The 13215-nt window shown below is 40.6% G+C and carries 18 protein-coding genes; 17 read left to right on the forward strand and 1 reads right to left on the reverse strand.

What is annotated here, in order from left to right; genetic code table 11:
• Nucleotides 1–13 precede the first annotated feature (13 nt).
• From E7413_06710 to E7413_06765, 12 genes are all read left to right on the forward strand, one after another.
• Nucleotides 14–652, forward strand: coding sequence for a nucleoside monophosphate kinase (locus tag E7413_06710; GenBank protein MBE7019548.1), 639 nt, complete (start codon nt 14–16; stop codon nt 650–652).
• On the forward strand, nt 649–1398 hold the full coding sequence (map, locus tag E7413_06715; protein ID MBE7019549.1) for a type I methionyl aminopeptidase: 750 nt from the start codon (nt 649–651) through the stop codon (nt 1396–1398). The genes E7413_06710 and map overlap by 4 nt, the downstream gene beginning before the upstream one ends.
• 11 nt (nt 1399–1409) lie before the next feature.
• A complete protein-coding gene (locus tag E7413_06720) occupies nt 1410–1691 on the forward strand; it encodes a hypothetical protein (GenBank protein MBE7019550.1) in 282 nt (93 codons plus the stop codon).
• 21 nt (nt 1692–1712) lie between these two features.
• Nucleotides 1713–1931 carry a translation initiation factor IF-1 gene (gene infA, locus E7413_06725; protein MBE7019551.1) on the forward strand — a complete coding sequence of 73 codons (219 nt, stop codon included), beginning with the start codon at nt 1713–1715 and terminating at the stop codon, nt 1929–1931.
• A 16-nt stretch (nt 1932–1947) separates the two neighbouring features.
• Nucleotides 1948–2061 carry a 50S ribosomal protein L36 gene (rpmJ, locus tag E7413_06730; protein ID MBE7019552.1) on the forward strand — a complete coding sequence of 38 codons (114 nt, stop codon included), beginning with the start codon at nt 1948–1950 and terminating at the stop codon, nt 2059–2061.
• A gap of 248 nt (nt 2062–2309) precedes the next feature.
• Complete coding sequence (gene rpsM, locus E7413_06735; GenBank protein MBE7019553.1) at nt 2310–2678, forward strand: 30S ribosomal protein S13; 369 nt, start codon at nt 2310–2312, stop codon at nt 2676–2678.
• Nucleotides 2679–2782: 104 nt separating this feature from the next.
• Nucleotides 2783–3178 (forward strand): 30S ribosomal protein S11, encoded by a 396-nt coding sequence (gene rpsK / locus E7413_06740; protein ID MBE7019554.1) that lies wholly within the window; start codon nt 2783–2785, stop codon nt 3176–3178.
• A 79-nt stretch (nt 3179–3257) separates the two neighbouring features.
• Complete coding sequence (rpsD, locus tag E7413_06745) at nt 3258–3884, forward strand: 30S ribosomal protein S4 (protein ID MBE7019555.1); 627 nt, start codon at nt 3258–3260, stop codon at nt 3882–3884.
• Between the two features lie 143 nt (nt 3885–4027).
• Nucleotides 4028–4975, forward strand: coding sequence for a DNA-directed RNA polymerase subunit alpha (locus E7413_06750; GenBank protein MBE7019556.1), 948 nt, complete (start codon nt 4028–4030; stop codon nt 4973–4975).
• Between the two features lie 45 nt (nt 4976–5020).
• Entirely contained in the window at nt 5021–5362 is a 342-nt protein-coding gene (locus E7413_06755; protein ID MBE7019557.1) for a 50S ribosomal protein L17, read from the forward strand.
• Nucleotides 5363–5375: 13 nt separating this feature from the next.
• Nucleotides 5376–5573 carry a 50S ribosomal protein L31 gene (rpmE, locus tag E7413_06760; GenBank protein MBE7019558.1) on the forward strand — a complete coding sequence of 66 codons (198 nt, stop codon included), beginning with the start codon at nt 5376–5378 and terminating at the stop codon, nt 5571–5573.
• A gap of 132 nt (nt 5574–5705) precedes the next feature.
• Complete coding sequence (locus E7413_06765; protein ID MBE7019559.1) at nt 5706–7244, forward strand: hypothetical protein; 1539 nt, start codon at nt 5706–5708, stop codon at nt 7242–7244.
• A 67-nt stretch (nt 7245–7311) separates the two neighbouring features.
• Here E7413_06765 and E7413_06770 read toward each other — a convergent pair whose 3' ends face one another.
• The gene (locus E7413_06770) at nt 7312–8868 is read right to left on the reverse strand and encodes a DUF3794 domain-containing protein (protein MBE7019560.1); all 1557 of its coding nucleotides are present in this window, start codon (nt 8866–8868) and stop codon (nt 7312–7314) included.
• 257 nt (nt 8869–9125) lie between these two features.
• Here E7413_06770 and purE point away from each other — a divergent pair, with 257 nt between their 5' ends.
• From purE to E7413_06795, 5 genes are read left to right on the forward strand one after another with little or no spacing between them, the layout of a single operon-like run.
• Nucleotides 9126–9623 (forward strand): 5-(carboxyamino)imidazole ribonucleotide mutase, encoded by a 498-nt coding sequence (purE, locus tag E7413_06775; protein MBE7019561.1) that lies wholly within the window; start codon nt 9126–9128, stop codon nt 9621–9623.
• A gap of 17 nt (nt 9624–9640) precedes the next feature.
• Nucleotides 9641–10687 carry a phosphoribosylformylglycinamidine cyclo-ligase gene (locus E7413_06780; GenBank protein MBE7019562.1) on the forward strand — a complete coding sequence of 349 codons (1047 nt, stop codon included), beginning with the start codon at nt 9641–9643 and terminating at the stop codon, nt 10685–10687.
• On the forward strand, nt 10687–11274 hold the full coding sequence (locus E7413_06785; protein ID MBE7019563.1) for a phosphoribosylglycinamide formyltransferase: 588 nt from the start codon (nt 10687–10689) through the stop codon (nt 11272–11274). Before E7413_06780 ends, E7413_06785 begins: the two co-directional genes overlap by 1 nt.
• A 19-nt stretch (nt 11275–11293) precedes the next feature.
• Nucleotides 11294–11998: an inosine monophosphate cyclohydrolase gene (locus E7413_06790; protein MBE7019564.1), complete on the forward strand. Its 705-nt coding sequence runs from the start codon at nt 11294–11296 to the stop codon at nt 11996–11998.
• 29 nt (nt 11999–12027) lie between these two features.
• Entirely contained in the window at nt 12028–13200 is a 1173-nt protein-coding gene (locus tag E7413_06795) for a phosphoribosylaminoimidazolecarboxamide formyltransferase (protein ID MBE7019565.1), read from the forward strand.
• Nucleotides 13201–13215 lie beyond the last annotated feature (15 nt).

Genomic DNA, 13215 nt, shown 5'->3' on the forward strand with positions numbered 1-13215 from the left:
GCGGTGCATAACAATGATTTTGACATTATTAGGAGCGCCCGGTGCCGGTAAAGGAACTTTGGCGCGAAATTTAGCAAAAAAATTAGAAATTCCAACCATCTCAACCGGAGCATTGCTCCGGGATGAGATTGGTAAGGGCTCTCCATTAGGACAAGAAATTGATCGGCTGATTTCCAAAGGAAATTTTGTGTCGGACGAAATGGTTTACAAGTTACTCATCAATAGACTTTCGGAGCCAGATTGTCGGAACGGATACATTTTAGACGGTTTTCCCAGAAATACTGCTCAGGTAGAAAATTTGGCTGAGTTGGGAATCAAGCTGGATAAAGCGTTGCTTTTAGATGTGTCTGATGAAACGATTATCAATCGTTTAGCCGGTCGCAGAGAATGTCCAAATTGCAGAGCTACCTTTCATATTCAGTATAATCCACCGAAACAGGACAATATTTGTGACGAATGCGGTACCACTCTGAAGATCAGAGAGGATGACCGACCGGAGGTAATTTCCAAACGGTTGGATATTTATCGCAAAGAAACACAACCTTTAATTCAACTTTTCTCTGAAAAGGGATTATTGGTAGCCGTTCAAAGTTGTGTCGGTGTGGAAGATACTGTGGAAAATGCATTACAAGTGCTGGGTGTAAGATTATGATTTATATTAAAAGTAAAGAAGAAATTACACTGATGAAAAAAGCTGGTCAGATTACCAAAGGTGCTTTACAAAAAGCTATCGAAGCGGTAAGACCGGGAATCAAGACAATTGAGCTTGACAAAATTGCAGAAAATTTCATCAGAAAATGCAATGCTACCCCATCTTTTTACCAATACAATGGTTATCCGATGCACATTTGTGTTTCGGTGAACGATGAGGTGGTGCATGGAATTCCCGGTGAATACGTGATTCAGGAAGGCGATATTGTCAGCATTGATTGCGGCGCTTGTTATAAAGGATATCATGGCGACTGTGCCGACACTGCATTCGCCGGAGCCGTTTCCCAAGAGGCAAAGCTTCTTGTGGAAGCAACCCGAGAAAGTTTCTTTTTAGGGATGAAGCAGGCTGTGGCAGGAAACAGAGTCGGAGATATTTCAGAAACCATTCAGACATTTATTGAAGGAAAAGGGTTTTCCATTGTTCGTGATTTGGAAGGCCACGGCATCGGAGCGAATTTGCACGAAGGGCCGTCGGTTCCCAATTTCGGAAGAGCAGGGAAGGGACCCAAGCTGATGCCGGGGATGACCATTGCCGTGGAACCTATGGTAAACCTAGGGCAATATCCTGTGTATCAGGATGCCATAGACCGTTGGACTATCCGTACGGTGGACGGCAGCCTATCGGCACATTACGAAAATACCATTCTTATCACAGACAGTGAACCTGTCATCTTAACTACGTTATAAGGAGGGCAAGGATGTTTCAAATAGCGGACTTGGTTGTATCCTTAAGCGGTAGAGATAAGAATCGCATTTTTATGGTATTGGAAGTTTTAGATTCCAATTATGTGTTGCTTGCAGACGGAATGCTTCGGAAATTAGAAAAGCCGAAGAAGAAAAAAGTAAAGCATTTGGAAAAATCCCAATATACTTTAAATGAACGTCTGCTTCAAAAAATCAGCGAAGGTAAAAAAATTACCAATGCAGAGCTTCGAAAATCACTTCGGGCTCTCACAGATGATACTGAATCGGAAGAATAACAGTTGCACGGAGGAAAAATTATGCCGAAAGATGATGTACTTGAATTAGAAGGAACTGTAATTGAAGCATTACCCAATGCTCAGTTCACAGTTGAATTAGAAAATGGGCACAAAATTTTAGCTCATATCTCAGGAAAATTAAGAATGCACTACATTAAAATTCTGCCGGGAGATAAAGTGACTTTAGAAATGTCTCCCTATGATTTAACCAGAGGCAGAATTGTATGGAGAGCGAAATAATAGGAGGTAAATACTCATGAAAGTAAGACCGTCTGTAAAAAAAATCTGCGAAAAATGTAAAGTTATCCGCAGAAAAGGAAATATCATGGTAATTTGCGAAAACCCCAAACACAAACAGAGACAGGGTTAATCGCCAAATTCCAAAGAATGCCCGTTTAGCGGCAAAGACAAACCTTTTGTGAAAAAGGCGCGGCTGTACAGAGTTCCTCTGTATGCCTTTTTTGCAGGATGTTTGCTTCATATAAGGAATACTTTTTATAAAACGTGTTCCAACTGCTCTCACTGTGAGAGGAAAACGGTTTCACTAATCGTTTTCGCGGGAAACCGCCAATAAACAAACGAAATCCAACACGAAAAAATCAGGAGGTGTAGATTCAAATGGCAAGAATTGCTGGTATCGACTTACCCAGAGAAAAAAGAGTAGAAATCGGTTTGACCTATATCTACGGAATTGGTGTTTCTGCTTCCAGAAGAATTTTAAAAGAAACCGGAATCAATCCCGACACCAGAGTTAAAGATTTAACCGATGAAGAAGTAGCAAAATTAAGAGATAATATCGACAAAAACCATGTAGTTGAAGGTGATCTTCGCCGTGACGTTGCAATGGATATCAAACGTTTGATTGAAATTGGATGTTACAGAGGAACCAGACACAGAAAAGGTCTGCCTTGCAGAGGTCAGAGAACCAAAACCAACGCAAGAACCAGAAAAGGTCCCAGAAAAACTATGGCAAACAAAAAGAAATAATCTTTTTGCTTGGGTTTCCCATACGGCAGGCAGGCTAAGAAGCTTGTTGCCTAGAAGAATCGAAGTGTAGAGATGCACTTTAACGAAAGGAATGAGAAAATCAAATGGCTAAAGCGGTTAAAAGAACTACCAGAAGAAGAAAAGAGAAGAAGCACATTGAGAAAGGTGCAGTTCATATTCAGTCTTCTTTCAACAATACAATCGTAACCATCACTGACGTTGCAGGTAATGCACTTTCTTGGGCATCCGCAGGTGGTCTGGGCTTCAGAGGCTCCAGAAAAAACACCCCGTTTGCTGCACAGATGGCTGCTGAAACTGCTGCAAAAGCTGCTATGGAACATGGCTTAAAAACTGTTGAAGTTTTCGTAAAAGGTCCCGGTTCCGGTAGAGAAGCTGCAATCAGAGCACTGCAGACCGCAGGTTTGGAAGTTACCATGATTAAAGACGTAACTCCTATTCCTCACAACGGTTGCAGACCTCCGAAGAGAAGAAGAGTATAATCTCTTTTGGAGAACATTATTATTTGAAATTTAGGATTTTGGCGATAAGCCAAAGAATACAAGTGGAGGTGCAAAACAAATGGCAAGATATACAGGTGCAGTGTGCCGTCTTTGCAGAAGAGAAAATCAGAAACTTTTCTTAAAAGGTACCAGATGTTTTTCTGAAAAATGTGCACTGTCTAAAAGAGCATATGCTCCCGGACAGCACGGCCAGGCAAGAAAGAAAATGTCTGAATACGGCGTTCAGCTGCGTGAAAAACAGAAAACTAGAAGATATTATGGCGTATTAGAAGGTCAGTTTGCAAACTACTACGAAATGGCTGTTAAAAAAGCAGGCATCACCGGTGAAAACTTACTGATCATCTTAGAATCCAGATTAGATAACATCGTTTACAGATTAGGTTGGGCTACTTCCAGACCGGAAGCTAGACAGCTGGTTAGACATGGCCATTTTGAAGTAAACGGTCAGAAAGCAAACATTCCTTCTATCTTACTGAAGGCAGGAGATACCATCACCATTAAAGATAAGAGCCGCAGCTCTGAAAAGATTAAAGCAGTGTTAGAAACTACCGAATCTAAAGTAGTTCCCATGTGGTTATCTTTAGATAAAAACGCTTTAAGCGCTTCTATCGTAAGAATGCCCACCAGAGACGAAATCGATCTGGAAGTTGAAGAACACTTAATCGTTGAGTTGTACTCCAAATAAGATATTGACTTTGCTTTTATGCTTTCTCCGATCGTTTTTTGGTCGGAGGAGGCGGTTAAGTCAGTATGGCTGACCCAAAGAGCGTAAAACTCCAACACGATAGAAAATAAGATTGAACACCAGTAGGTGAGGAGGGTCACAATATGATTTTAATTGAAAAACCCAATATCGAATTTTTAGACCGGTCACCCAGCGGTGATTATGCTAAATTTTCCTTAAGCCCGTTAAATCGGGGATATGGTACTACCCTTGGTAACAGCTTGAGAAGAATTCTGTTATCTTCTTTGGAAGGTGTTGCTCCCACCAGCGTGAAAATTGATGGTGTGGTACACGAATTCTCCACCATTCCCGGTGTGAAAGAAGATGTAACCGAAATTATTCTGAATGTAAAAAATATCGCTGCAAAACTGTTCTGTGACGGTCCTAAAACCGTGATTTTAGAAGCAGACGGCGAATGTGTTTTAACTGCCGGCGATATCAAACCGGATGCAGAAGTGGAAATTAAAAACCCCGAACTGCACATTGCAACCTTAAATAAAGACGCAAAATTCTATATGGAAATTGTGTTTGACCACGGTATCGGATATGTTCCTTCTGAACTGAATAAAACTCCGACTCTGCCTGTGGGTGCAATTCCGGTTGACTCCATTTATACTCCTGTAAAGAAGGTAAATGCAACTGTTGAAAACACCAGAGTAGGTAACAAAACCGACCATGATAAACTGACTTTGGAAGTTTGGACCAACGGCGTGTTGACTGCTGACGAAGCAGTTGGCTGGGCTGCAAAAATCATGAGCGAGCATCTGTCTTTATTCGTAGGTTTGTCCGAAGAAGCAAAGAACAGCGATATCATGGTGGAAAAAGAAGAAGACTACAAAGAAAAAGTTTTGGAAATGACTATCGAGGATTTAGACTTGTCTGTTCGTTCTTACAACTGTCTGAAACGTGCAGGTATCAACAATGTTGAAGACCTGTCCAAGAAGACTCAGGAAGAAATGATTAAGGTAAGAAACTTAGGTAGAAAATCCATGGAAGAAGTTATTGCCAAATTAGAAGCGTTAGGCTTGACTCTGGCGCAGGAAGAAGAATAAACCTGACCCGAAAGGGAATTGATTAAAAAGGGAGGCTATGTCAAAATGGCAGGAACCAGAAAATTAGGTCGTCCTACAGACCATAGAATCGCTATGCTCAAAAATCTTGTTACTGCTCTGTTAGAACACGGTAAAATGGAAACCACCGTTACCAGAGCAAAAGAAACCAGAGCATTGGCTGAAAAAATGATTACTCTTGCGAAAAAAGATACTTTACATGCAAGAAGACAGGCGCTGGCTTTTATCACCAAAGAAGATGTTGTGAAAAAGCTGTTTGAAGAAATCGCTCCGAAATATGCTGAAAGAAACGGTGGTTACACCAGAATCATCAAAACTTTCGAACGCCGTGGCGATGCAGCTTTAATGTCTGTAATCGAATTAGTATAAGGAGGTATTCACAATGAAACAGGGAATCCATCCGGATTACAAAAAAACCACTATCACCTGTGCTTGTGGCGCGGTTTATGAAACCGGCTCCAGCAAGGAAAACCTGCACGTGGAAATTTGTGCAAAATGCCATCCGTTCTATACCGGCAAACAGAAACTGGTAGACACCGGCGGACGTGTAGAAAAATTCAAAAAGAAATTTGGTTTATAAAAACAAGAAAATGGCTTACAGAACACTCTGTAAGCCATTTTTTTATGCGTTTATCTTACTAAAAGACGGTATTTATTGTTAGAGTTTGACTTTTTTAGAAATATATGATATACTTATACTGAGGTGATAAATATGAATTTTATTCAATATGTAGAAAACATCCCTAATATAACTATTGCAAAGAGAATTGCATCCGCTTATGTTGCAGACTATACTAGACTTTCTTTAGATGAAATAAAGGAATGTTTAATTAAAACTGCATTACAATATACATCTTATGAAAATATTTCCAATCAGTTGGAAAAGATAAAGTTAGATTCAAATCGTGCCATTCGTATCATTTCACCTATTCTGTTAAGAGATCATCTTTTGAATCAAGATGACTTCATTTCAAAAGAAACAGAAACCGATTCCGCAATCAAGACATATGAAAAGAATATTGTTGACGATTCTAACAACTATGATTTTACTAAAATGTCTAAGGATTTTGCATTGTTTAAACATATGCTTGATGTTGCTTGGGCATACAATGATGATATCTCAGTAGATGAAAAAAACTTGTTGGAAGCACTTAGAAAATACTTGTCTATTTCCAACAAAGAGTTTCACATGTTAGAAGCAAAAGCAGGACGATTCCCGCAACGAGAGAACCTGTTACACGAATCGAAAGATATTGATGATACAAGAAAAGCTTTACAATCGAAGGGATTGTTATTTACTATAAAAAATTCAGACGGCATCGTATGCGATATGATTCCTGACGACATTGCAAAATGCTTGCGTCAATACTACAACATTGAAATTCGTGCTTATGGCTATGAAAAAATGATTGACTATATCATAAAGAAAGCGAAGAAGCAATATTTAATTGATATTATTCACAAAGCAAGTCAAAATTCTAGAAAAGCGCAAATTGAGTTGTCTAATAACCCAACTCTGACAGAATTAAAAGATGTGATTTTAAAATCTATTCTTCCCTCCAATTTGTTGGGAGGATTTTCTCCACGAGATGGATTGGACGGTTCCGTTTTATCTGCATGGTGCGGCGAAATCGGTTTGAATGTCTCTGGTACAAAAAATGTGTTGATTGAACGAATCTTGGCTTTTTATGATTCCATGAGAAAAATTGAATTAAAAACTGAAGATGATAGAGAAAAGCTGATTTCTGTTTATGAACAGTTGGCAAATAGGGACTTAAAATTCTTAAGAGCAAATAAAATTATTGAAAAGGATTTACAATGCGAACACTTATTCGAGGATGCTACAAACTATCTGTTTGAAAAGATGTTGTTAAATAAACCGCTAACCTTGACGGGAACTGACCATCCTGATGGAAAACTTACTTTTAAAGATAAGTATATTATGTGGGATAACAAATCCAAAGAAAGTTCTGTTAATTTAAAAGACCATATTCAGCAATTTGAAAGATATATCAATTCATCTGATAAGGACGTGGTTGTGTTTATGGTGATTGCCCCTGAATTCACTCCGCAAAGTGCACAACTTTGTGTTGATTTTTCTTTGAATAATGATACTCAAATTCTTCTGATTACTGCAAATGAATTGAAACAGGTGGCAGAATTGTGGCAAAAGAAAAATCCTACACAGCCTTTTAATTTAGGATATTTTAAACAAAATGGTCGTTTTGATATTAGCCGCTTGAATTTGTAATGATTGAACATACTGAACGAAAAAAGAGACTGTATCACATTTCGTGATGCAGTCTCTTTTAATTGTATTACTCAATAATCAGATAACTGCCAACCTTTAAATTGCGGTCGTTGTCAATGTTGTTCACCGCTTTCAAGCGGTCCACGGTGGTGGCATATTTTTTGGCAATGTTAAACAGGGTATCCCCCGGTTTTATCATATAGGCAACAATGGGAGCACGGTCAATTTTCAATGGCTTTTCGCGGTCGGGTAAAATTCCTTCCACATATTCTTTTTGGGTGGTATGGTGCATCATCATTTGTGCAGTGACACCCATTCGCAGTTCCAAAGAATTTTGATTTAAGATATTATAAGAAAAATGGTTGGGGAATAGCTTTGCAGTTGCGCTTTCACAAGCGATGGGAGCTGAAAGGTCATGTACCAGTTCAAAGGGGATTTGTCGGGATAAAGAGTTCATTCCTGAGGGCGTCTGATATAAGATGATGGTATCCAAGTCTCCCGACATGATGATTCGGTGATGCTCAATTTTAGTGTTATTAAGTTTCGGAGTGCAGGATATATCTGCAATTCCTTCAAATTGCACATCGGGTAACGCAATAATTTCCTTGATGGAAACCGTTTCGGGCGGCAGAATCTGAAGTTGTTCGAAAGAGGTGGTTTTCTTTAACAGCTTGACAGCGCAGTTGGGGCTGTAAGCATCGATGATATAAGAAGTTTTCCCGGGTGTTGTTGCTTGCAGTTTTAACTGCATCACACCGGTGGCGTGAATAGATTTTGCCTCGTTTTCTTCATTTTCGGTGACTTTAATATCCTCTAAAAAAGGTATCATATCGTATATTAAAAAATCTTTTTCTTCCGCTCCCATATCCACGATTTCAGTGAAGGGAGAGGAACATTCAGCAGTTTCTAGGGTGGATAGCGTGGAGTAATACAACATTTTTAATGTGTAGTCACCTTTGGCTACAACCTTATTGGAAATAGGTTTTAAATCTTGATTCCTCACCTGCAGAGAGGACTCTAGAATTTCCGCCACAGGAGGTTTTCCCGGTGGTAGCGGAAAATTTAAGGCAACCGGAAATTCTTCTTCTGTGCTTTGAAGAATGCAGTATGTAGGAATCGTCTCGCTCAAACATTCAACATCTTCGTCTATGGTAAGGCGGGGAATGAAAACATTTTCTTTTAAGGTAAGTGTAAGGTGCAATCTGCCTCGGATTCCTGCTTTTCGTGAATTGATAAATACAGGATTATTTTGGGAGACAGAAAAGGCAATGTCGGAAAAATCCCAGGCTAAGGAAGAGGGGATTTCTTCTTTGATTAAAATGGTGTCAGAGTGGGAGATGGAACAAATTTGTCCCATCTGGGCACCTTCTGGTAAGTACAGCAGATTGGCACAAAGCTTCACCTTGGCTGTGAATAAGTTGTCCCGAACACTATATTCCGATACATAGCCCGTAAGTTTTTGTGAGAGAATTTTTAAAATATCACGTTTGGAATCGGATACGTTTAAATCCCATTCAATGGGTTGGCTGACGTTTTTTGTCCAAACAGTTTTTGTCACGTTTGCTTCCATCATAGAAGGTTCTCCTTTGTGATTATTTTTTGAGCAGGCTCTTTTTATTTTCATTTCACTATATGTGGATTTTTCAGAGAATATTCCAAAACAGTGTTGAAATAATTATAAGAAAAACGCCAAAACAATTTACCCAAAAAGGATTTGGAAAAAAACCAAGAAAGCGAGGCTGAAAAAAAGAAAAAAATGGTCGGATTGTCTTGCATTTTAAGTTTGGCTGTGGTATAATGAATTTGATATGTTAGGATAGGATAATTTTTTATCCGTAACATCTGACAAACGAAAAAAGTATCGGAAAGGAAGAGCAAAAAATGCCGAAAGTTGCAGTCATTATGGGAAGCGATTCTGATTTTCCCCAGTTAAAAGGATGTATTAAAACCTTAAAAGATTACGGAGTGGACGTGGAAGTGAAAGTGATGTCTGCTCACAGAACTCCTGAAGATGCGGCACAGTTTTCCAAAAACGCCAAAGCGAACGGTTTTGAAGTGATTATTGCGGCTGCAGGAAAGGCGGCACATTTAGGTGGCGTTTTAGCAGCGTTTACCACCTTGCCTGTGATCGGTATTCCCATTAAGGCGTCTACCTTAGACGGCCTGGATGCACTGTTATCCATCGTGCAGATGCCAAAAGGTATCCCTGTGGCAACCGTAGCCATTGACGGTGGCGACAATGCGGCAATTTTAGCACTGCAGATACTTTCCCTAAAGTATAAAGATATTGAAAGTAAATTAGAACAAATGAAAGAGAATATGGCAAACGAAGTTCGTGCCAAAGATAAAAAACTTCAGGACGAAGTGGCAAGTTTATAAGAAAGAGGGCAAAAACTATGAATGAAGCATATAAACAGGCGGGCGTAGATATCCACGCAGGATACCGTTCCGTGGAACTGATTAAAGAAAGCGTAAAGAAAACTTTTACCAATGGCGTTATGACCGACATCGGCGGTTTTGGCGGTCTGTTTGAACTGTTTAAAACCGGTAACTACACCAATCCCGTTTTAGTATCCGGTACTGACGGTGTGGGCACCAAATTAAAAATTGCATTCTTAACCGGCAAACACGATACCGTTGGCCAGGACTGTGTTGCAATGTGTGTAAACGATATTGTTTGCTCCGGTGCAAAACCTCTGTTCTTCTTAGACTACTTAGCAGTTGGCAAAAACGTGCCTGAAAGAATCGCAGAAATCGTAAAAGGTGTCAGCGACGGCTGTATCTTAGGTGAATGTGCGTTAGTTGGCGGTGAAACTGCAGAAATGCCCGGTTTCTATCCTGTGGACGAATACGATTTGGCAGGATTCTCCGTGGGCGTTGTGGATAAAGATAAAATTATCGACGGCTCCACCGTGGCAGAAGGCGACGTGTTAATCGGCGTGGCTTCCTCCGGGATTCATTCCAATGGTTACTCTCTGGTGAGAAAAGTGTTTGAATTAAACGGTCCCGAAGAAGAAGCGAAGAAAAATTTAGCCGCATATTATGATGAACTGGGTATGACCTTAGGCGAAGCTTTAATCATCCCCACCAAAATTTATGTAAAAACCGTGCTGGCTGTGTTAGCTCAGTACAAAGTGAAAGCAATTTCTCATATCACCGGCGGCGGTTTCTATGAAAACATTCCGAGAATGTTACCCAAAGGTACCGAAGCGGTCATTAAAAAAGATTCCTTCCCGGTGCTACCCATCTTTAAACTGTTGCAGGCAAAAGGCGGTATTTCGGAAGAAAATATGTATAACACCTATAATATGGGTATCGGTCTTTGCATGGCTGTGAACAAAGGCGATGCAGACGGCGTGGTAAAAATCATCGAATCCTTAGGGGAAAAAGCATATATTTTAGGTACCGTAGAAAACGGTGACGCAGGAGTGAAACTGATCTAATGAAAAAGATTGTTGTGTTAGTGTCCGGCGGCGGTACCAACCTGCAGGCATTGATTGATGCCAAGGATGTGATTGTGTCGGGTGAAATTACCAAAGTAATTTCCTCCAAACCGGATGTGTATGCATTGGAACGTGCCAAAAACGCAGGGATTCCCGGTGTGGTAGTGGCAAGAAAAAGCTTTCCCGATAACGAAAGCTATCAGAAAGCGCTCCTTGCCGAATTAAAAGCGGAAAATCCCGATTTAATCGTGTTGGCAGGATTTTTATCCATTATCGGAGAAGAAATTATCAAAGAATTTCCCGAAAAAATCATCAACGTGCATCCGTCCCTCATTCCGTCTTTTTGCGGAGACGGTTTCTACGGACTGAAAGTTCACGAAGCGGCTTTAAAAAAAGGAGTAAAAGTGACCGGTGCAACGGTGCATTTTGTCAACGAAATTACCGACGGTGGCAGAATCATTTTGCAACAGCCCGTGATGGTAGAGGATGGTGACACTCCCGAAGTGTTGCAAAAAAGAGTAATGGAGCAGGCAGAATGGAAGATTCTACCCCAAGCCTGTGAATTGGTTTTAAGTGGCAGAGTATAGGAAAGGAACAACATAGACTATGAATCAGATTGCAGAATTACTGAATACAAATTCTTATCCCGGCAGAGGCATCATCGTTGGAAAATCCAAAGACGGTGAACATGCCGTAACCGCATATTTTATTATGGGAAGAAGCGAAAACAGTCGTAACCGTGTGTTTGTGACGGAAGGAGAAGGCATCCGCACCGAAGCGTTTGACCCCTCCAAATTAAGCGATCCCTCTTTAATTATTTATGCACCTGTTCGTGTACTGGGGGATAAAACCGTGGTGACCAACGGTGACCAGACCGACACCGTGTATGACTTCTTAAAAGATGGCAAAACCTTCGAAGAAGCACTTCGTACCCGTGAGTTTGAACCCGATGCTCCAAACTACACTCCCCGTATTTCTGCAGAACTGACCGTAAATAGCGGATTTTCCTATAAAATGTCTATTTTAAAAAGTGCAATGGGCAACGGCGAATCCTGCCAGAGATTCTTCTATGAATATTCTCAGCCCGTAGCGGGTGAAGGCCATTTCATCCATACCTACAAATGTGACGGTAATCCCATCCCTTCTTTCTATGGGGAACCCGAACTGGTGGAAATTAACGAAGATATTGACGCTTTTACCAACACCTTATGGACAAACTTAAATGAAGACAACAAGGTTTCCTTGTTTGTAAGATACATTTCTTTAAAAGACGGTTCTTATGAGACCAGAATCATCAACAAAAACAAATAACAACGAAAAAAAGGAAAGGAACCGAAACGATGAAAGAATTAGAATTAAAATACGGTTGTAACCCCAATCAAAAACCCTCCAGAATTTTTACCGAGGAATATGATTTGCCCATTACCATTTTAAACGGCAGACCCGGTTACATTAACTTTTTGGATGCCTTTAACAGCTGGCAGCTGGTAAAAGAATTAAAAGAAGCTACCGGTCTTCCCGCAGCAGCATCTTTTAAACACGTTAGCCCTGCAGGTGCAGCAGTTGGGTTACCCCTTTCCGATTTAGAAAAGAAAATCAACTTTGTGGAAGAATTTGAGCTTTCTCCTATGGCTTGCGCATATGCAAGAGCAAGAGGTGCAGACAGAATGTCTTCCTACGGTGATTTTATCGCTTTATCTGATACCTGTGACAAAGAAACTGCGGCAATCATTGCCAAAGAAGTGTCTGACGGTATCATCGCGCCCGACTATACTCCCGAGGCGCTGGAAATCTTAAAATCCAAAAGAAAAGGCGGCTACACCGTTATCCAGATTGACAAAGATTTCACTCCCAAGCCCATTGAACGTCGTGATGTATTCGGTATCACCTTTGAGCAGGGAAGAAACGAACTGAAAATTGACGAAAATATGTTAACCAATTTTGTGACTGATGCAAAATCTTTCCCTGAAAGTGCAAAAATTGACTTGATTATTGCGTTAATTACCTTAAAGTATACCCAGTCCAACTCCGTTTGCTATGCAAAGGGCGGACAGGTGATCGGCGTTGGCGCAGGTCAGCAGTCCAGAATTCACTGTACCAGACTGGCAGGTAACAAAGCAGACGTTTGGTATTTAAGACAGCACGAAAAAGTGTTGAACTTAAAATTCAAACCCGATATCCGTCGTCCCGACAGAGACAACACCATCGACGTGTATATTTCCGACGAATATATGGACGTGTTGGAAGATGGTGTTTGGGAACAGTTTTTCACTGAAAAACCGCCTGTGTTAACCCGTGAAGAACGCTTAGAATGGCTGAAAACCCAGTCCGGTGTGTCTGTTGGTTCCGATGCATTCTTCCCCTTTGGCGATAACATTGAACGTGCCAGAAAGAGCGGGGTAGAGTTTATTGCTCAGCCCGGCGGTTCCATCCGTGATGACCATGTTATCGACACCTGTAACAAATACGGTATTGCTATGGTATTCACCGGCAACCGTTTATTCCATCACTAAAATAAGAAAACAATA

It is taken from the genome of Oscillospiraceae bacterium, from assembly GCA_015068645.1.
GTDB lineage: Bacteria > Bacillota > Clostridia > UMGS1840 > UMGS1840 > SIG452.